Here is a 21,752-nt window from a genome sequence, read left to right as displayed (position 1 = left end):
AATAACCAAAAGATGCTCTGCAATATTTACTTTTCTTTTTTACTCGATATTTCTAGCTGCTTTTTAATCTTAAACAATGACCAATAAGGTATGCCATTACTAGAGAAAATCTCTTGCAGATTAAACTTATCATTTTGCGCCCAAATTTTGTCTTGATAAAATAGTGGAATCACCCAGTTATTTTGTTGTAGCGATTTAAAGTAACCGGCCTGTGATTTAAAGTTATTACTCAAGCCCTGCTGTTTAAATTTATCCTGGAGATAATCAGCTAGGTCACTGTCTAAAAATAGATTCTCAAACATATTATCACGACTCATTAAGCGCGTTTCCCAAGTGGAAACAGTAAGGTCGTAATACAAGTTAGTATTTCGCCAAATATCATCAGAATCTATCTCTTGAACCACGACTGTAATGCCAATTCGCTTGAGCATTTTAGTTAACGCTTCAGCCACTTTTTTGGTATTGCCCAAATCATCTAACTTTACTAACAGTGACATGGTTTTAGGTATATCCATGGTACTGATTAAGGCTTTAGCTTTATCCAAGTCATACTCAGGCATGATCTCTTTACTGCTATTATCTTTACCGCCCATTAAGGTGTTGTCTGCTAATGACATCACAGATGGGTGTACTTGACCATTATCTTTCAGAATATACTTAAGCATGCCCTGTTGATTAATCGCTAGATGAATGGCTTTACGGGCTTTTTCATTTTCTAAGATGGGCGATAACTTATCATTAATGGTTAAAAAGATAACATCCGAAGATGGCACTTTGACCAAGTTTTTTACCGTATTCTCTTCAAGGTCTGCAGCGGTCTCATTAGGCACACCATAACTCACTTGCACATCATCAGCTAACAGTGCAAATAGTCTCGATTGCGGTTTATTAATGCGCATAAAGCGGAAGAATTTAATCTCCGGTTCGCTATCCCAATAATGAGGATTTGCCACTACAACAATACCTAAAATCGGATTGTATTGCTGTATCAAATAGGGTCCAGTTCCCGAGATGGGTAAGGTTTTAACCGGTGGTAATATAATCGAAGGAGACGTATCTAACAGGTTGGCATGACTTTGGTAGAAGGTTGAATCCAATACAAATAAGTTAGTTAAATGATCTAATAATTGAATATCCGTTAAGCTAGAGCGAATATCGAAACTAAACTGCTGGGTTGCTTTCACCCACTCTAACTTGCTTAAAAAACTAGTATCTGATTGTCGCTTCGCTTGCTCAAAAGACCAAATCACATCTTTAGAGGTTAATAAATTTCCCGTATGAAAATGCACATTTTCTCGTAGAAAAAAACGTACTGTATTTTTATCTAAACGTTCCCAATGATCGACTAAGCGCCCTTGTAGATTTTTGTGATCATCCCATCGAAATAAAGGGTCAAACAACAGGTGCTTAAATTGCAGGCTCATTAAAGAATCATCGGCAAACGGGTTAAATGAAACCGGCGTTTTATCAATGGCGACGGTAATCGCTTGAGGGTTAAAAACGTTTTGGCTTTGCGCCAAGCTGCCTACCGAGTAGAGCATTGAGGCCATCAAAATCCAACGTAATAACATATTTACCCCCAATAATGCATGATCAAAAATAAGCCTATTGCCGCAAATATACCTGCCACAATATCATCTATCATAATCCCAAAACCGCCTGCTACTTTTTTATCTAACCAGCTGATCGGATAAGGTTTGAGTACATCAAAAAATCTAAATAAAATAAATCCAATGACAATCCAAACGAATGGTATATCTAAACTACTATTAACGTCAGGATACATCAATAACACCGGAAACATAGTGATCCAATAACCGACAAATTCATCCCAAACTATCGCTTTATGATCATGCACTCCCATCGCGCGACTGGTTACTTCACAAAACCAAAAACCGGCTAAGCTAGTAACAATTAAGATCACCAAGTAGGATTCAATATTAAGCATTGCCAATAGATAAAATAATGGCACTGCCGCTAAGGTACCAAATGTACCAGGTGCTTGTGGTGCAAGACCACTACCAAATCCGATAGCGGCAAGATGAATTGGATTAGAAAGTTTTAAGCCGTTTAAATCATCACGATTTAACATGATTATGTTACCTTATTTAAAATGATCCCAACCAGTATTGTCTAATACCACGGGTTGTTGTTGATGAGTGAATGAGATTGCTTGTTGAGTCATTAAATGCCTAGTATTACCAGTTGATTGAGATGACGCTGTAGATAAAGGGGTTATTTTGCCAATCTCAAAACAAGCTAATGCGTCTTGTTGCGAATGGCCCGCTAAATGCGCTTTGAATGCTGATAGCTTATGTGCAGGAATAGTAAACAATAACTCATAGTCATCTCCACCACTTAATGCATATTTCCACGCTTGAGATTGACTTATATTACCCAGTTTTACTTCCTGTTGCATTGCGGCTGAAAGCGGTAGTTTTTCCAATTCAATTTGCGCATGGCATTGTGATTTATTCAAAATATGGGTCAAGTCTTGACTTAAGCCATCGGAGATATCAATACAAGCCGTTGCATAACTCGCTAATTGTTGAGCAAGTGTCAAACGAGGTTCAGTTAACTCCAGCGCATCAATAAAAACTTGTTTATTCTGCAAAGAATTGCCTTCATCTGCTAATAGTTTAATCGCTAGGCCTAAGCCACCGTCACCTAATGCGCCACTCACGCAAATCAGATCACCTGCCTGAGCACCTTGTCGTGTTAAGGCTTTACCTTTTTTAACCAAACCTTTCGCAGAAACCGTAATCGATAATGGGCCCTTCGTGGTATCACCACCAATCAATTGCACCTTGTACTTATCCGCTAATGCAAAAAAACCACGACAAAATTCACTTAACCATGTTTTATTAACACTAGGTAAGGTGATCGCCAAAGATACCCATTTAGCCTCTGCACCCATCGCTGCGATGTCACTTAAGTTGACCGCCAAGGACTTATACCCTAAACGATAGGGATCAACATCTTCAAAAAAGTGTATACCTGATACTAAACTGTCTGTGGTGACCGCTAATTGTGAGCCTGCTGGGATATCCAAAATAGCGCAATCATCACCAATGCCAATGCTAACACCTTGATCCCCTTTTATTGGACGCTCAAAGTATTGCTTAATGATATCAAACTCGCCTTGGCTCATTTTCTTTTTAACGACAGTGTAGGTTTATTTTTTGTAGTGTTTGTATTGGTTGTTTTCTTAGCATTATTAACAAACACTTTTTTAGTTTTAGGCGCTGATTTATCAAACCGTTTACCGCGATTATCTGCCGACGGCTTATTTCGTGCTAATTTAGCACTATTAGCCTGGTCAGTAGATTGTTGTTTTGGTTGCGCTGTATTCACAGCGGTTTTAGAGGAGCCTGCAACCGCGGTATTAATTTCTGCCATCTCTTGTTCAGACAGATTACGCCATTGACCCGCTTTTAGGTTTTTTAAAGTCACATTCATGATGCGAGTACGTTGTAAACGTGTCACTTCATACCCCAAGTATTCACACATACGGCGAATTTGGCGGTTTAAACCTTGGGTTAAAATAATGGTAAATACAAAGCGACTTTCTACTTTTACAATACACGGTTTGGTAATTGTGTCTAAGATAGGTACACCGCGCTGCATGCGGTCAACAAAACGTTCACTCAGAGGTTGGTCAACCGTCACACGATACTCTTTATCATGAGCATTCTCAGCACGTAGGATTTTATTAACTATGTCACCATCACTGGTTAAAAATATTAACCCTTCTGAAGGTTTATCCAATCGCCCAATAGGAAAGATACGTTCCTTATGTTTAATTGCATCGATGATATTGCCATAAACATTACGCTCAGTAGTACAAGTAATGCCAACTGGTTTGTTATAAGCGATGTAAACACGGTCTGATTTATTATCAGCAATCTTACTAATACGTTTACCATTAACAACAACAGTATCACCAGGCTGTACTTTAGTACCTAATTCTGGCACTACACCATTAATTTTGACTCTATTTTGCTCTATTAATTTGTCTGCTTCACGTCGAGAACAATACCCCGAATCACTGATAAATTTATTAAGACGTTTTTCGGTATCTTGACTCACGGTAAACCCCAATGCTATTAATTAATCACGCTCTAAGCGCCGTATTAAAGCATAATCAGGAAGTTAACGGAAATGAAATGAGCGGATATAATCGCTAGCAAACCTAATATTAGTAGGCTGATAGCGATTTTTTAATCAAGAGATTAGATTATAGCATTTTTGCTTTGTATAACTAACGATGCAAAGCTCCCTCTATACAGTTTCAACGGTTTCTTTTTTACTATCATGAAGTTCGCCAGGGGTAATATCGGACCAGCTAATATCTGGTTTCCAACTTTTAGCCCAAGGTAACACCTCATTGGCAGGCATTGGGCGTGCTATTCCATACCCCTGAGCATGGCAGCAGCCTAAACGTAATAATGCAGCACCATGTGCTAACGTTTCTACTCCTTCTGCAATCACATCTCTTTGGAACGCTTTTGATAATCCCATCACCCCTTCGACAATCGATAAATCATCAGGATCATCTAACATTCCCAGGATAAAGCTTTGATCAATTTTAATTAACTCAACGGGTAAACGTTTTAAATAGGTTAATGAGCAATAACCTGTACCAAAATCATCCAAAGCAAACCCCACACCTAGCTCGGTGCAGGCTTGCATGATCTTAGCAACATCTTCAATATCCTGTAATTCGCTGGTTTCCAGTACCTCTAATTGCAAGAAATGAGGAGGGACATTCGGCTGAGCTTGTAATAATTCACCTAAGCGCTCGGCAAAGTTTTTTTGCTGTAGCTGTTGCGCATCGATATTAACACTGACAATGATATCAACGCCTTGCTCACGCCAACTGGCTATTTGTGCTAATGCGGTGATGATCACCCATTCACCTAACTCAATGTTTAACTGGTGTCTATTAATGATAGGTAAGAAAGCGATTGGGGCTAATAAACCACGTTCTGGATGCTGCCAACGGATTAACGCTTCAGCACCAACTAATTCGCCTGTTTTCATATTTACTTTTGGTTGGTAATACAGAACAAACTCATTATTTTGTAAACCTTTACCGACACGAACTAGCTTCTCATGGTGACTTTTGAGTGCAATATCTTGCTCCATATCAAACAGGTAATATCGATTTTTACCCTCTTGTTTTGCACAATACATAGCTTGATCGGCATGACGTAATAATTGATCTGCACTTACCCCATCATGCGGATAAAATGTCACCCCCATACTCGCCGATACTTTTAAAGCATGCTCTTCAACTATGACTGGTTTTCTTATGGCAGCTAACATCCCTTCTAACAGCGACTCACAATTCTCTTCTTTTTCTAAATTAGCAAATACCGCTACAAACTCATCACCCCCAAAACGCGCTAACGTATCACCATTACGTAAACTGCCTTGGATTAACTTCGCCGCTTTGACCAATAACTCATCACCCACGTCATGACCATAGGTGTCATTAACTACTTTAAAACCATCTAAATCTAAAAATACCACGGCTAAGAACTTATCATTTACATCACAATTTAACATGGCTTGTTTTAAGCGATCAGCAAGTAAACTACGATTTGGTAAACCAGTTAACACATCATAATGTGCAATATGCTCTAAGCGTTTTTGTTGTTCTTTAAGATCTGTAATATCTGTGTATAAGGAAATATAGTTTTTCACTTTATTTGAGCGGTCATAGACAGTACTAACGGTTAATAATTGTGGAATAATTGCCCCACTTTTATGTTGATTCCAAATCTCACCTGACCAAAACCCTTTTGTAGAGATACTATCCCACATCCCTTGATAAAAGTGCTTATCATGTAGCCCTGATTTTAGAATGTTATTACGCAGGCCGACTACCTCTTGTTTCTTATAACCACTTAAGGTGGTGAACGCTTCATTGACATCAATAATATGATTATGTACATCAGAAATAACAATGGCTTCCTTAGCATGGGTAAACACACCTGCAGCCAATCTTAGCTCGTCTTCGTTACCTCTTCTTTCAGTAATATCAGTACCAATTGCATAGATAAATTTCTCATCCATGGAGGCAATAGATGACCAGTCTATGGTTCTAAACTCACCACTCTTTGTTACATAGCGATTTTCAAAAGCAATGATTTCTCCACCTTGGCTAATACGTTCAATCTCATATAAAGTCTTTTCACGGTCATCAGGGTGTATTTTATCGAGAATAAAACAATCCATTAGCTCCTCTGACGAGTAGCCCAAAATATTAGCCCAGCCATTATTTACCTTTTTCACATAACCATCAAAATCAAGAATAAGGTGCAATGTCATTGGTAATTTAAAAAACTTATCCAAGGTATCTTGGTTACGTTTATCTTCAGTAACGTCTTTGATTAAGGTTGCGATCTCCTCGATTTCATTATTATTGTCTTGAATTAAGGTGTTATACCAATTACAAAAAATGACTTCGCCTGTTTTAGTGACATTCTCAGCGCTAAAAAATGTGCCTCCTTTATTTTGTAATAACAATGCATAATGCTCAGCAAATTCATCTCTTAATTCTGGAGCCACAATTAGCGTCATAATATGAGTGCCTAATGCTTCATAAGCTGAATAACCAAATATAATTTCTGCCGCTCTATTCCATTCCGTACAGATAAAATCAGTATTCCAACCTATTGCACCTAATGGCGTGTTTTGTAAATGTCGAGACAACTTCTCTTCACTTTGCTTCAGGAAAAACTGACTAACTTTTAACTGTTGCTCGGTATCTAAACGAGTACTTGCCATTTTGCTAAACTGTTGTTGTAAGTCAATCAGTTCAGTGGCGCCGGTTAGGGCACTTAGATCATCCTTATGCCCTAATGCTAATTGTTGTGTCGACGTTTTTAATGCGTTGAGCGGTCTTAATACACTCCTATTAATCGCCACAATAGATAATACAATACATAGGATGATAAAGAATAAAATAGTAGAGAAGATTTTGAACAAGCGGTTATCAATAGTCTGTAATGCTTCTGAAAATGGGATACCGATGATCATTTTAACTGGCGTATCGTCTTCAACATTCATTAAATTTCTACTGACAAAAATTCTTAAATGTCCTTGATTATCTTCTAACATAGATGTCTGCTCACTCGCACTGGCTCCAAAAAAGTGTTGAATGGAACCGATAGCGACACCTAATAGATCTTTTTGTGCTGGGTAAGTTGCAATAATATTATCTTCATGGTCAGTAATATAAGCGACGGCATTTTCTGGTAAATTTGCATGCGCTAATTGTTGACTCCACCAGTCTAAAGAGACAGCTGCCACAGCAACCCCTTTCACTATATTCTCTTGATCAACAATGGGATACGCAAAGTTGATAGTAGTCGTATTCGCAGCACGATCGACCTGAAATCTACCAACGGAAAAAACACCAGTAGCAATGGCTTGTTTAATATAAGGTCGATCAGCAACGTTAACAGACGTTTCTAAGGGCAATGCAGTACAGGTTAACTCCCCTTTGCTATTAGGAGCCCCGAGGTTCACATAGTAATCGGTTAAATGGTGTAAGTTAGCGAGAAACTCACTACATTGCGCAGTGTCCGGAGAGAGTAAAACAGTATAATTTGATAAACGTTTAAGGAAGCTTTCGGTCTTTTGTAATATTTTTTCTTGTTCAGCAGTAATGTTATCGGCAATGGCCACCGCACTTAACCGAGCTGTATCTATTGCAGTGTTACGCTGTGAGGCAGCTTGAACAAAAATAGCGACAACTCCGGGCAAGGTCACCAAGAAGACCAAAAATAATAGTCGAGATTTTAATGTCTGGAAATATTCCATTATTTATATAAATCCTTTCGCTTTGTTACTGCCCAGATCGATGATACTCATCAATTATGCCTAATATCAGTAAATCACTACGTTTTAGAAATAACCTTAACCAAACTGCCCCCTACTACCACTCCAACAAGATCAAAAAACTGCCTAATAAGATCAGTAAATCCAATTAACAATATATTCGGAAAGTAACTAAAAACGGAGCTGTTTAAAATTTTTCTACTTCGATTAAGATCACTGTGCTGTAATTTTAGACAAAATTACTGAATATGACATATAGAAATCATATTTTATTAATGATAAAGCATTGAAATCAAATTTAGCTGATTAGAACCAAAAGGTCTATAAAACAATATTCTAAGTGAGTCATTGATTATAAATAATGTGAGATTGAAAAGTTGATGCTTACGTCGTTTAAAAGCGAGAAAGTAAAAGTAATAGCAGAATAAGGACAAATAAAAGGCAAAAAAAAAGCTTCGCGATTGCGAAGCTTTTTCTTAGAATTGGTGCCCGGAGCCAGACTTGAACTGGCACGCCTATTAAGCGACGGATTTTAAATCCGTTGTGTCTACCGATTTCACCACCCGGGCGTTGCTTTGAAAGTGTTCTCAAGCAAGTGAGGCGTATTATAGAGAAGTTACGGCTAAGCACAACCCCTAAACGGTAATAAAAACGAAATAATTAACTGACCGCTTACATTTTCAACATATTGATATTAAAAGAACAATTATTGTTTCATATTTAGACATATGGAGATAAACCTTGTGTGTTCTAGACTTTTTTACTCACCCCGACTAAAACGCTTTAAAACAAAATAATAAAACTGTCATACATTAACTGCATATTATTAGTTAGACACTGACTACTTAGAGAAGCACCATGAAATATAATGTAATTACTTCCGTTATTCTTTGCTCCACCCTGTTAAGCCACACAAGTATTGCTGAACAAAAAACATCATCGATTAAATTAGTCGAGGCTGGCCGATATCACGCAAATATCTTTGATCAAAGCGCAGCAGAGATTGTTAGCTTTGATAAAAAAACACAACAAACCTTTGTTGTGAATGCCCAATCTGGGCAAATAGATGTGATAAATAGCCAAGATATTGATCACCCTACCTTAGCTAAACACCTAAACGTAAAAGGAGATATTAAACAACATCTCAAAGCACAAGCTGGCGCAGCCAATAGTGTCGCTGTTTATGATGGGTTATTAGCAGTGGCTATTGAAGCAAAAAATAAAACCGATAAAGGCTGGGTTGCATTTTATAACACACAAGACCTTAGCTTTATTTCAGCACAAGTCTTAGGTGCTTTACCTGATATGGTGACTTTTACCCCCAATGGTAAACAATTGCTTGTTGCGCTTGAAGGCGAACCTAGTGAGAAAAACTATGCCATTGACCCTGAAGGCGAAGTTGCGATAATCGATATTGATTGGCGCAATCAAGGGTTAATCACAACAACACAATTGCTCAACTTTAGCGCCTTTAACCGAGGAGCTAGTCGCCATAATACCTTACCTCAAGGTGTATTATTTAATGGTTATCAAGCAACGGTTTCACAAGACCTAGAGCCTGAATATATCGCTGTTAATGAAGACAGTACAAAGGCCTATATTGCCCTGCAAGAAAACAACGCAATCGCCATTATTGACCTTAAACAGAAACGTATTGAAAGAATAGTCGCCCTAGGTTTGAAAGATCATCTATTAGCGGGCAATGAACTAGACGGAAACGATAAAGATAAAAAAGCATTATTAACTAACCAAGCCTTACTGGGTATGTATCAACCAGACTCTATAGCAACAGCCCGTATCAATGGTATTGATTACCTTCTTACAGCCAATGAAGGTGATGACCGCAGCGATTGGGTAAGTGGTTTATCACAAGCGGAATGTGAACAAGGCCATTTTTATTACCACTTAGAAGATCAAAGTTGTGCCGATGATATTAAATTAAAAGATGCATTTTCTAGTGATGTTTATCAACCTAAATTATCTAGCTCGCAGTTAGACCTAACTCATTTTGCCAAGAGTGGATCATTAGCCAATACAGTTAACCGAATTAAATTCTCACATTCAATGACGCTTAAGTACGGTGACTTAGATGGGGATGGCAAAGTAGATCGTCTATTAACCTTTGGTGGCCGTTCATTCTCTATTTGGGATATGGATAGCAATACAATGGTATTTGATTCAGGCAGTGATTTTGAACGTATTACCGCAGAGAAATACGGCAATCAGTTTAATCAGAGCCACAGTAAATTGAAAGCCGAAGATCGAAGTGCTAAAAAAGGCCCAGAGCCAGAAGCATTAACCGTTGCCACCATCAATAACAAAACCTATGCTTTTATTGGTTTAGAAAGAATGGGTGGCATTATGGTGTATGACATTAGCCAACCAAACCAAGCTAAGTTTATCCAGTATCTTAATAGTCGAGATATGTCTGTTGATCCAAAAGACAATAAGAAAAATAAAAATGAGCAAGGATTTGCAACCTACCAAGTAGATGCGGGGGATTTAGGACCTGAAGGGTTCAAATTCGTTCATGCCAAAGCGAGCCCAACTGGCACACCTATCTTAATTGTTGGTAATGAAGTAAGCGGTACAACACGCTTTTACCGTATAGAAAGCAAATAATAAAACCAAGAAGCAGCCAAAACTGTACAATATTCAAGCAAAAAAGAGATGTAGCACATTGATTTATAGCCCTTATTTAAATAAAACTATTGTGCTACGTCATTCATTTAACGTATGATGTTGGCAACAGATAATACTACTTTAGTTTTACCTGTTTTGGTTTTACCTGCTTTTATTTAGTGGGGCTATAGCTCAGCTGGGAGAGCGCGACGCTGGCAGCGTTGAGGTCTGCGGTTCGATCCCGCATAGCTCCACCATTTTTAAGACCCCTTCGAAGCAGCCATTTCTACAGGAACCTTAATCACTGGTTTTGCCTTTCGGTGCTGACGTATCAACCCCTCTTGCACACTAGACGCGACTAATTTACCTTCACGGGTAAAGAACTGTCCTTTTACTAAACCACGACCATCTGAAGCGACAGAACTTTCCACTGCATATAATAACCACTCGTCTAAACGAAAATCATGATGGAACCACATTGAATGATCAATGGTCACCACCTGCATTGTTTCATCTAAAAACGACACACCGTGTGGCTGTAATGCAGTGGGCAAAAAGTTAAAGTCTGATGCATAAGCAAGCAGGTAACGATGTACACGTAAATCATCTGGCATACGGCCATTGGCTTTAAACCAAACTAAGCGTTTAGGTGGCTCAATATCAGGCTCAACAGGATTTACTAAGGTAACAGGACGCATCTCAATGGGTTTTTCTGCTACTAATTTATCGCGGATAAAAGCGGGTAACATATCGGAATGCAGTAGAGCCATCTCTTGCTCTGAAATAAGATCTTCCGGCGCAGGTGCATCAGGCATTTCATCTTGATGTTCAAAGCCTTTTTCAGTGGCTTTAAAAGAAGCAGTCATATAAAAAATAGGCTTACCATTTTGGACTGCTTTGATACGCCTTGCAGACAGTGATTTACCGTCACGAATTCTTTCTACGTCATACACAATCGCTTGGTCTGTTTTACCAGGACGTAAAAAATAAGAATGAAAAGAATGGACTTGTTGATCAGTTTGTACCGTTTCTTTCGCAGCTGAAATTGCTTGGCCCATCACCTGGCCACCAAATACAGCGCCATAACCTAAGTCTTGGCTTTGCCCACGATATAAGTTTTCTTCTAGTTTTTCTAAACTTAACTGACCTAATAGATCGTTTAATACCTTACCCATATTTTACTCCCAAAAAAGGGCGTGTAATACGCCCTAATTTAATACTAAAAAGGTTAGTTCATTCTACAAAGACATTAACAATTCACGTACTTTAGCAAAATCAACCGGGAACTCTTTTGATAATAATGGTAAATCTGCACGAGATGCTAAGGCTTCTGGAATGAAGATATCACGGCCTAGAATCTCTTCTACGCTCTCTTTGAATTTAGCTGGGTGAGCAGTACATAAGAATAAACCTGTTTCACCTTCTTGCAGTTGTGCAGTTAGTTCATGGTATGCAATCGCACCATGCGGCTCACATTCATAACCTAGCTTATCCATTGCGATCAATGTTTTCTTCGTTTCTTCGTCAGATAACTTACCGTAACCTAATTCAGCTAAAGACCACCCTTTCACTTTGAATAACTCTTCAATACGTGGCCAGTTATTTGGTGCGCTCACATCCATTGCATTGGATATAGTTGCAACGGTTTTCTTCGGTGCCCATGTGCCCTCTTTCAAGTAACGTGGCACGGTATCGTTTTCATTTGTCGCAGCAATAAAACGTTTAATCGGTAAACCTAATGCTTTAGCTAATAAACCAGCCGTTAAATCACCGAAGTTACCACTTGGCACAGAGACCACTAAGTTTTCACATTGTTGTGCATCTAATTGTGCAAAGGCTTCAAAGTAGTAACAAATTTGCGCTAATAAACGACTGATGTTAATCGAGTTAGCAGAGTTTAAGCCTACTGCTTGTTTTAACTCTTGATCATCAAATGCTTGTTTAACCATTGCCTGACAATCATCAAAATCACCTTCAATAGCAACAGTAGAGATGTTACCACCTAGTGTACAAAATAGTTTCTCTTGTAATGGGCTGATTTTTCCTTTTGGATACAGGATAACTACATTGATGTTTTCCATACCATAGAAAGCATGTGCAACAGCCGCACCTGTGTCACCAGAAGTTGCTGTTAAGATAGTAATTTTACCATCATCTTTAAACGACGCTAAGCATTGCGCCATAAAACGACCACCAAAGTCTTTAAACGCAAGCGTTGGACCGTGGAACAACTCTAATGCACTGATATTATCAGTTACTTTTTTCACTGGTGCAGGAAAAGTAAATGCGTTAGCAACAATACTGTGCACTGTTTCTTTGCTTAGTTCATCACCAATTAAGTGTGATAATACTTCAGTTGAACGATCCACTAAGTTCATTTCTAATAGTGCATCGATATTATCTAATGGTGCAATAGTGTCAGGAAAGAATAAGCCTTGGCCACGTCCTAGTCCTTGTTTTACAGCTTGTTGGAAGCTGACTTGTTCACTGTTGTCTTTGATGTTGTATAAATTCATAACTCTTTTCCTAACACGCGCGCACCTTGTTCATCAAGGTGGCAAATATGACAAAAACCGTCTTCATTTTGAATAAAGTTTTCTGTTAACCAATTCTTTAATAATTCAGCCTGTGCTAAATCAGTCATCACTGCAAATACCGTTGGACCTGAACCTGAAATACCCATCGCCAGTGCACCACTTTGTTTTGCAAAAACACGTGCAGCATCAAAACCTGGGATCAATTGTGAACGATACGGTTCAGCAATAACATCGTTCAGCATAGTTGCTGCTAATGCTGGTTGATCACTATGACATGCATGAACAAAGGCACCTAAACGACGGCCGTAAGTTAACGCATCTGATAAACGGTATTGTGATGGTAAAATATCACGTGCAGCCGAGGTTGAAATAGCAATCCCCGGATAAGCTACAACCCAATACCACTCTTTAAATGAAGGAATTTTTTGGCTGATTTCACCACCTTCATTAATCATTAACTGCATGCCGCCTAAGTAACAAGGCGCCACATTATCATAATGCACACTGCCGCTGATTTTACCTTCCATATCACCCATTATGCTAAGCATAGTATGCTCATCTAACAGGTAATCATGCCATGCGTTTAATGCTTCTAATGCCGCTACAATAGAGCTTGAACTAGATCCTAAACCACTGCCTACAGGTAAGTTTTTTTCTAGCGTTAGCGACACTGGTAAAATCTCTTTATTCATTTTTGCTAGTGCAGCTTGGTAAGCTAAATAACAATCATAAACAATATTACTTTTATAGTCTTCTGGTAACTTATGTGAATACGGACCTACACATTGCAGTGAGAATCCGTAATCACCTTTAGTAATTTTAACGCGATCACCTAATGGTGCGCCGTCAATAGGAGTCAATGCCCCACCTAATACGTCAAATCCTACACTCACGTTCGCTGTTGAAGCGGGAGCGTAAACAACAATAGACATTTTAAAACCCCTGTTCCTGATAAGAGTTGATATTAAAACTCTTGTTTCCAGTTTAATGTTCTTAATACATCAGCAAAGACACCTGCTGCAGTTACTTCAGTACCTGCACCGTAACCACGTAATACCAACGGAATTGGTTGGTAATATTGGCTATAAAAGGCTAAGGCATTCTCGCCATCTTTTACTTTATTTAACGGATCATTTTCATCAACCGCCATGATACTACATTTACATTTGCCATCTTCAATACTACCAATGTAACGCAGTACTTTACCTTCTTCATTCGCTTTGTCTTGTAACTCTTTAAAGTAAGCATCGGCTTCTGGTAAACGCGCCATAAATTCATCAGTTGTACCAGTGTCATCAAAACCTGGTGGTAAAGCTTGCTCTACTTCAACGTCATCTAAGCTTAATTCCATACCTGCTTCACGAGCTAAAATCAGTAACTTACGAGCTACGTCAGTACCGCTTAAGTCATCACGTGGATCTGGTTCAGTAAAACCAATATTACGCGCTTCAGTAGTTACATCAGAGAACGATTGACCTTCATCTAATTTACCAAAGATGAAAGATAAAGAGCCAGATAGAATACCATTAAATTTAACTAAGCTGTCACCCGCATTAAACAAGTTTTGCATGTTTTCAATAACCGGTAGACCTGCACCAACGTTTGTATCGTATAAGAATTTACGACGCTTCATTAACGCAGTTAAACGTAGTTGGTTGTAGTAATCCATGCTACTTGTATTGGCTTTCTTATTGGCTGTTACCACGTGGAAGCCAGCACCTAAAAAGTCAACATAACGCGCTGCGATTGCATCATTACTTGTACAGTCAACAATCACAGGGTTGATGATATGTGAACCATCGACCAAGGCTTTCATTGAAACTAATGACAGCTCTGAAGTAGCATCTTTTAATTGGTCACGCCAATTTGTTAGGTCAACGCCTTTTACATCTAATAACATGGCACGGCTGTTTGCTACACCACACACACGAATTGCAATATTGCGTTCAGCTAGGTAACTTTGTTGACGGTGAATTTGATCCACTAATGCACCACCGACACCACCACAACCGATAACAAATAGGTCGATAAATTGTGCTTTGCTAAAGAAACTATGATGACATGCCGTTACCGCTTCGTTAGTTTTCTTCTCAGAAACAACCGCAGAAATTGAACGTTCTGAAGAGCCTTGTGCAATGGCAGTAACATTAATAGAAGCATCGGTTAATGCCATTAAGAAACGTGCCGCAACACCTTTCTCTTTTTTCATGCCATCACCAACTAATGAAATAATAGCTTGCTTATCAATTACATCGATTTCTTCTAATAAGTTATTTTCAAACTCTAAGCTAAACTCTTCAGTTAATGCATCAATCGCTTGTTGTGTATCGTTAGAGTAGATACAAAAGCTTAAGCTGTATTCAGATGATGATTGCGTGATCAAAATAATCGACACACCAGCACGTGAAACCGTAGTAAAAATACGGCCGGCCATGCCTACGATGCCTTTCATACCTGGACCAGAAATGCTCAGCATGCTCAAACCTTTAAGGTCTGAAATACCTTTCACACGTAATTTTTGGTCACTCTTTTGTGAGCTAATCAAAGTACCTTCCGCCTGTGGATTATGGGTATTTTTAATCAGACATGGGATGCTGTGTTGTGCAATCGGTGCAATGGTTTTTGGATGCAATACTTTTGCACCAAAGTAAGATAATTCCATCGCTTCTGCGTAGCTTAAAGAACTTAATAAACGAGCATCTTTTACTAAACGTGGGTCACAGCTGTAAACACCATCAACGTCAGTCCAAATTTCACAACACTCAGCACGCAAACAAGCGGCTAATACTGCTGCAGAATAATCTGAACCATTACGACCTAAGACTAACGTTTCACCTTCAGGGCTGCCCGCAGTGAATCCTGGCATTAAGTAGATAGCATTGGCTACAATCGCTTCTTTTTCAAATAACGCACGTGATGCTTTAATATCAATTTGAGCTTCTAAGTAACCACCTTTAAAGGAAATAAGTTTTTGTTGAGGAACAATGGTTTCTACTTCTTGCCCTTTTGCAATAAGTAATTGTTTCATACAAGCAATACTTAATACTTCACCTTTACTTAGAATACGCGCTTCAATACTTGGAGGACATTGTCCTAATAAGCGAACACCCTCTAATAATTTAGTTAACTCAGCAATTTCAGTTTCAAAGGTATTGCGTAATAACTCATCGGCCAATTCAGCATAAGTTGATTTTAAACCTTGAATAAGTTCTGAAAATATTTTTTGAATCGCAATTAAATGCTCATCCGCAGATAATCCTTGGCTGGTCTTTTCTACTACCGCAACTAGATTGTTGGTCACACCAGATGGTGCAGATAAAACAAGTGCGATTTGAGATTGTTGATGATTATTAATGACAATATCAGCAACCTGATTAAATCGTGGTGCATTTGCTAATGAAGTCCCGCCAAATTTAAGTACGCGCATCGTACCCCCCTGCATAAATACGAAAAAACCCGCCATCACTAGCGGGTTTTATAAAGATTGATTTTACTTTTTCACAACAAAGCAAACGCACTGCAATCGACATGCAGCACTGTGTTGTTTTAGCTGAAAAATTGAAGTTAAATCCATGTGTTTTTGTTATTTTCATTAAATCTATTATCCCTCGATTATATCAAAGCTTATTGCCGACTGAAACAAACAACAGAGATAGGTTGTAATTAATTCGCATAACAAATAACAAAATGTTAACTAAACACTCAAATCTATTGATAAATATCAATTAGATAACCTAAAACACTTGTTTAACGACATAATAAGTTGTTATCTATATGTTAAGTAATTACACTTTGACCATTAGAAACTAGGTTTTTTTAGATCGCATTCGTAATTAACGCCCTACTTCGTTCAAAAAACCAACAAACCTCATCGGTGATAAAGTTTCACTCCACCTTGCCATAGGCAAAGTAGAGAAAATATTGTTAATTTTATAGGAGTCAATTCATGTCTAGCGCTAAAATATTAGTTGTAGAGGATGAGTTAGTAACACGCAGTACCTTAAAGAGTGTTTTTGAAGCAGAAGGTTATCAAGTCTTTGAAGCCAATGATGGTGAAGAGATGCACCAGGTCTTAAACAATAATGATATCCACCTCATTATCATGGATATTAACTTACCTGGTAAAAATGGCTTGTTATTAGCACGAGAAATACGTGAACATAAGAATATCGCGTTAATTTTCTTAACGGGACGAGACAATGAAGTCGATAAGATTTTAGGGTTAGAAATTGGTGCCGATGACTACATTACAAAACCATTTAATCCTCGTGAATTAACCATTCGTGCACGTAATTTATTAACGCGTACCATGCAAGACAAGTTGTACTTTGAACAAGTTCGTCAAAAAGTAGAATCTTATAAATTTAGTGGTTGGACATTAGAAATTGATAGCCGCTCATTGATTAGCCCTAATGGCCAAGTCTTTAAATTGCCTCGCAGTGAATTCAGAGCGATTCTGCATTTCATCGAAAATCCAGGTAAAATTCAAACACGTGCCGACCTATTAATGAAAATGACAGGACGTGAATTAAAAACCCATGATCGTACGGTGGATGTCACGATTCGTCGTATCCGTAAACACTTTGAAACAGTGCCAGAATCAGCTGAAATTATTTCAACTATCCATGGTGAAGGCTATCGTTTTTGTGGTGAGTTAGAAAACTAGTCATCGTTTTATACCAATTGTATTAAATAACTGATCTAAATTTTGCGCCGGAAAAATGGCTTAGTTTGAGGCGTAAGTTGATGTAAATGGTTGTTCCCTATACGAAACTTACAACGAAAAAATAAGTTGTTTTAACAAGTAAAATAGATCAGTTACTTACTATGATTGGTATTACACTTCACTTTATACTAAAAAGGCTAACAAATTTGTTAGCCTTTTTAGTATCTGCAGATAAGCAAAGTTAGATTAAATAGCATTACGACTCTTAACCATTGGCTACAATCCATTTTTTCAATTCAGCAACATCTTTTAAGTACAAGCTTTTAATCATCTCATGCCAATCATCAATATTATCCCACCAGGCAGGTAACTCAGGAGATTGCATTTTTTGCGCTAAATTCTGTATACGTAATAAACCAATAGCCGCCGCAGCCCCTTTTATTTTATGGGACTTATCAACGATACCTTTTTCATTTTTTGCCACCATGTGACTTTCTAGTACAGCAAGGTATTCTGGCATAAGCCCTTCGAACAGACTGACATTATCTAACATCACTGACGTCGGTAAAAACTCCATTAATTCTTTTAACATAACTTCGTTAAATAAGGTCGCCTGCGCTTTAGCCACTTCAGTTTCTGGGTGATGGCTTTGGGTTAAGGAGATGGCGCGTCCATCGCTAAAGTGACGCTCTAACATAGCATTCAATAAAGATAAACTTAACGGTTTACCAATGGCATCATCTAACCCTTTTTCAACAAATTGCTGTGTGTTAGAAAATACATTCGCAGTTAAAGCTACAACCGGTGGTAAACTCTGTTTCATCTCACGTAAACGGCGCGTGACTTCATAACCGTCCATATCTGGTAACTGGATATCCATTAAAATCAATTGATATTCATATTGAGTTGCTTTATCAATGGCCTCTTGACCATTCATCGCCACATCAACTTGGTGCCCTTGTTTTTCTAATAAAGCGCGTGCGACTAGAATATTGAGCTCGATATCTTCAACTAACAAGATCGATAAGGTTGGTGCAGTAAAATGTGACTTAACCTGTTTTGGTGAACATGCACTTGGTAGTTCAAGTGTGAATGTACTGCCTTTACCCAGCTCGCTGGATACCGTTAAACGACCACGCATCGCTTCTACTATTTGACTTGAAACAGCTAAACCAATTCCGGTTCCCGTTGCATGACGTTCACCTTTTACTTGATAATACATAGCAAAAATTTTATCTAGTTTATCTTCAGGGATCCCGACTCCTGTATCTTCCACTTCAAATCGTAACCATTTTTTATCACCATCCACCTGATGACTACAGCGAATAGTCACTTTACCATGGTCAGTAAACTTCACGGCATTGGTTATCAAATTCCATAACACCTGGCGTAAACGGGTACCATCAGAATATAAACAGTTGGGTAAATCTGTAGCTTGCTCAAATACTAATTGAAGCTGTTTTTGCTCAGTTTGAATATACGCTAGACTTTGCAGATCATTCATAAAATCATCCACAGTAATACAATCATTCGCTAAGTTAAGACGTCTTCTATCAAGCTTATCTAGATCCACGATATCATTGAAGATGTTACCTAAGGTAATAGCACTCATATGGATGGTTTTGAGGTACTGGACCTGCTCTTTATTAAAGTTTTCATCCAATAACATACGACTTAATCCCACAATACCATTCAGTGGTGTGCGCAATTCATGGCTAATAGTTGAAATGAAGGTAGTTTTATCACGGCTGGCTTTTTCAAGAAACTCCTGATGCTTTTTACGATCGGTTATATCTCGACCAAAACCAATTAATCCTACGCACTCATGTTGAGTATTAAATAGCGGTAACGCACGGATTTCTAAATAAGCAAGCTGACCATTTGGGTATTGTAACCAAGTTGCATGGATCTCTTCTTGATGGGTTTCAATCACTCGGTGGTGACGCTCTGTCACCGCTTGCGCATACTCTGGAGGGAAAATATCACTGGGTGATAACCCCACCAACTGATCCTCGGTTTTACCTAATAATTTCCCCATCGCTTTATTACAACTAACAAAACGTTCATCAACATCGCAATGAAAAATAAGATCCGGCGAGGTATCAAAGAACGAACGTAATAAACTAGTACCTTCTATTAACTGCAGTTGGGTCTTTTGATGCTCTAGGATCTCATTCTCTAATAATGAGGTTTTGGCTTTATCATCTTTGGATATATTTTCTAATTTTTGTACCGTTAATGCTAGGCGTTGTCTGGCATTATCTAAATCCCCTACCACCACACTTAAAAAATACACAGCCCAAGGGGTGATAATTAAACCCAGTACAAAGGAGCGGAATATATCTGCGAGATCCAACTCTTCTGAAAACACATGAGTAATAATCACCTGCAAACACGCATCAGCGGAAATAATGGCAAAGGCTAATAATAAGCTGAATTTGATTGGACCAAGGCGCTTTAATAGCGCAACATAATAATGCACCCAGGTTTTAAGGTTAAGTAAACTCACACATCCTCACTCTGTTGATCAACAAACTAGTTATTCCGCTATTGTACCGATTTTATTTACTGTTAACCTTCTTCAAATCAAAACAGTTGTGAATTAACCTCCACACTGGGTAAGAAAAGCGAGTTGAGACAGCTAGTTAAACGGCTCCCTATATAAAATTATTTAGCTATCTTATTTTAAGTGGCGTTTCACTTCCGGAAACCCAAACCGAGGTTAAATATAATAAAATCAATCACTTTTTTTTAAGTATTGCCTATCGATTTACAAGTATTGGTATAAATTATCAATCAGTTTGAAAAAACCTTTGTATTTCATGGTTTTTAATTGTTGAGAACCCGTTTATAATGCGCGCTCATTTTTCATAATCTATCCATGTAAAGCATGTTGAAGGGAGCCTTATTGAATGGCAATGCCAGATATCGCAAATAGCGCACAAGCTCAAACTGAAGGAACGCTTGACCGCGTTGGTATGAGTAATATTGAGTTACCGTTAATGGTACAAACAGATGATTGCCCTGCTCAACAAGTCAGCGCAAAAGCTGAAGTATTCGTAAACCTGGGTGACCCGCAAGCAAAAGGCATTCATATGTCTCGTTTGTACCTGCAATTGGATCAGCTTTCTACAGAGTCTGAATTAACACTGGGCACCTTAACAACACTGTTAAGTGGTTTCATTGAGAGCCATCATGATTTAAGCTCTGAAGCTTATGTAAAAGTGGCCTTTGATTACAATTTACGTCGTAAATCGTTAATCAGTGAAAAACGTGGTTGGAAAGCTTACCCGGTTGTTATTGTAGGCCGTTTAATCGACGGTGAATTTGATTTTGAACTAAAAGTAGATGTTCCTTACTCTTCAACTTGTCCATGTTCTGCTGCATTAGCGCGTCAATTAATTCAAGATGCATTCAGCAAGCAGTATGAAGAGCAAGCTAATATTGCTAAAGAAGATATCTTAACCTGGTTAGGTTCAACACAAGGTATTGTGGCAACGCCACACAGCCAACGTAGTGTTGCTGAAGTAAAAGTTAAATTAAGTAATGAAGCAGATAACTTCCCAATCATAGCCTTAATCGACCTAATCGAAGCCACGCTAAAAACGCCAGTTCAAGCAGCAGTTAAGCGTGAAGATGAACAAGAATTTGCTCGCTTAAACGGTCAAAACCTAATGTTCTGTGAAGATTCTGCTCGTCAATTAAAGTTTGCATTAAACCAACAGGAATTATTTGATGACTTCTGGTTACGTGTAAACCATTACGAAAGCTTACATGCTCACGATGCGGTTTCAGTAACAACTAAAGGCATTAAAGACGGCTACCAAGCTTAAGTATTAATTAGCCTATAAACAAAAACCTCTGCTCAGTGATGACCAGAGGTTTTTTTATATCTATAACGAATTAATGGTTATACCAATTGTATTAAATAACTGATCTAAATTTTGCGCCGGAAAAATGGCTTAGTTTGAGGCGTAAGTTGATGTAAATGGTTGTTCCCTATACGAAACTTACAACGAAAAAATAAGTTGTTTTAACAAGTAAAATAGATCAGTTACTTACTATGATTGGTATTA

14 protein-coding genes and 2 tRNA genes are annotated in these 21,752 nt (G+C 38.3%); 4 read left to right on the top strand and 12 right to left on the bottom strand.

Features of this window, described 5'->3' with window-relative positions; translation table 11 throughout:
• Window positions 1-26: 26 nt before the first annotated feature.
• The 6 genes from DS885_RS12665 to DS885_RS12640 all read right to left on the bottom strand — a co-directional run bounded on the left by DS885_RS12665 (window position 27) and on the right by DS885_RS12640 (window position 8,420).
• Window positions 27-1,571 carry an ABC transporter substrate-binding protein gene (locus tag DS885_RS12665; protein WP_113819790.1) on the bottom strand — a complete coding sequence of 515 codons (1,545 nt, stop codon included), beginning with the start codon at window positions 1,569-1,571 and terminating at the stop codon, window positions 27-29.
• A 2-nt stretch (window positions 1,572-1,573) separates the two neighbouring features.
• Window positions 1,574-2,098, bottom strand: coding sequence for a phosphatidylglycerophosphatase A family protein (locus tag DS885_RS12660; RefSeq protein WP_220149698.1), 525 nt, complete (start codon window positions 2,096-2,098; stop codon window positions 1,574-1,576).
• A 6-nt stretch (window positions 2,099-2,104) separates the two neighbouring features.
• The gene (gene thiL, locus DS885_RS12655; RefSeq protein WP_113819788.1) at window positions 2,105-3,151 is read right to left on the bottom strand and encodes a thiamine-phosphate kinase; all 1,047 of its coding nucleotides are present in this window, start codon (window positions 3,149-3,151) and stop codon (window positions 2,105-2,107) included.
• Window positions 3,148-4,089, bottom strand: coding sequence for a 23S rRNA pseudouridine(2604) synthase RluF (rluF, locus tag DS885_RS12650; RefSeq protein WP_113819787.1), 942 nt, complete (start codon window positions 4,087-4,089; stop codon window positions 3,148-3,150). The genes thiL and rluF overlap by 4 nt, the downstream gene beginning before the upstream one ends.
• 192 nt (window positions 4,090-4,281) lie before the next feature.
• Entirely contained in the window at window positions 4,282-7,833 is a 3,552-nt protein-coding gene (locus DS885_RS12645) for an EAL domain-containing protein (RefSeq protein ID WP_113819786.1), read from the bottom strand.
• Between the two features lie 501 nt (window positions 7,834-8,334).
• Window positions 8,335-8,420: transfer RNA gene (locus tag DS885_RS12640), tRNA-Leu, on the bottom strand.
• A 289-nt stretch (window positions 8,421-8,709) separates the two neighbouring features.
• Here DS885_RS12640 and DS885_RS12635 point away from each other — a divergent pair.
• Both DS885_RS12635 and DS885_RS12630 read left to right on the top strand, forming a co-directional pair.
• A complete protein-coding gene (locus DS885_RS12635) occupies window positions 8,710-10,473 on the top strand; it encodes a choice-of-anchor I family protein (protein ID WP_113819785.1) in 1,764 nt (587 codons plus the stop codon).
• A gap of 181 nt (window positions 10,474-10,654) precedes the next feature.
• Window positions 10,655-10,730, top strand: a tRNA-Ala gene (locus DS885_RS12630).
• A gap of 3 nt (window positions 10,731-10,733) precedes the next feature.
• On the opposite strand, the gene tesB is transcribed toward DS885_RS12630, so the two are convergent.
• The 5 genes from tesB to DS885_RS17470 all read right to left on the bottom strand — a co-directional run bounded on the left by tesB (window position 10,734) and on the right by DS885_RS17470 (window position 16,603).
• The gene (gene tesB / locus DS885_RS12625; RefSeq protein WP_113819784.1) at window positions 10,734-11,648 is read right to left on the bottom strand and encodes an acyl-CoA thioesterase II; all 915 of its coding nucleotides are present in this window, start codon (window positions 11,646-11,648) and stop codon (window positions 10,734-10,736) included.
• Window positions 11,649-11,711: 63 nt separating this feature from the next.
• A complete protein-coding gene (gene thrC, locus DS885_RS12620) occupies window positions 11,712-12,989 on the bottom strand; it encodes a threonine synthase (protein WP_113819783.1) in 1,278 nt (425 codons plus the stop codon).
• Window positions 12,986-13,942, bottom strand: coding sequence for a homoserine kinase (gene thrB / locus DS885_RS12615; RefSeq protein ID WP_113819782.1), 957 nt, complete (start codon window positions 13,940-13,942; stop codon window positions 12,986-12,988). The genes thrC and thrB overlap by 4 nt, the downstream gene beginning before the upstream one ends.
• Window positions 13,943-13,974: 32 nt before the next feature.
• The gene (thrA, locus tag DS885_RS12610; protein WP_113819781.1) at window positions 13,975-16,437 is read right to left on the bottom strand and encodes a bifunctional aspartate kinase/homoserine dehydrogenase I; all 2,463 of its coding nucleotides are present in this window, start codon (window positions 16,435-16,437) and stop codon (window positions 13,975-13,977) included.
• The gene (locus tag DS885_RS17470; RefSeq protein WP_147232357.1) at window positions 16,424-16,603 is read right to left on the bottom strand and encodes a hypothetical protein; all 180 of its coding nucleotides are present in this window, start codon (window positions 16,601-16,603) and stop codon (window positions 16,424-16,426) included. Before DS885_RS17470 ends, thrA begins: the two co-directional genes overlap by 14 nt.
• Window positions 16,604-16,956: 353 nt before the next feature.
• Between DS885_RS17470 and arcA the strand changes: the two genes are divergently transcribed.
• Window positions 16,957-17,676: a two-component system response regulator ArcA gene (gene arcA / locus DS885_RS12605; RefSeq protein ID WP_113819780.1), complete on the top strand. Its 720-nt coding sequence runs from the start codon at window positions 16,957-16,959 to the stop codon at window positions 17,674-17,676.
• 265 nt (window positions 17,677-17,941) lie between these two features.
• Here the strand turns inward: arcA and arcB are convergent, their stop codons facing one another.
• Entirely contained in the window at window positions 17,942-20,185 is a 2,244-nt protein-coding gene (arcB, locus tag DS885_RS12600; protein WP_113819779.1) for an aerobic respiration two-component sensor histidine kinase ArcB, read from the bottom strand.
• A 403-nt stretch (window positions 20,186-20,588) separates the two neighbouring features.
• Between arcB and folE2 the strand changes: the two genes are divergently transcribed.
• A complete protein-coding gene (gene folE2 / locus DS885_RS12595; protein ID WP_113819778.1) occupies window positions 20,589-21,509 on the top strand; it encodes a GTP cyclohydrolase FolE2 in 921 nt (306 codons plus the stop codon).
• Window positions 21,510-21,752 lie beyond the last annotated feature (243 nt).

The sequence above is a fragment of the Psychromonas sp. B3M02 genome (genome assembly GCF_003318165.1).
Lineage (GTDB): Bacteria > Pseudomonadota > Gammaproteobacteria > Enterobacterales > Psychromonadaceae > Psychromonas.
The sequence above is the reverse complement of the archived record's forward strand: the minus strand, read 5'-3'. Positions and strand labels throughout refer to the sequence as shown.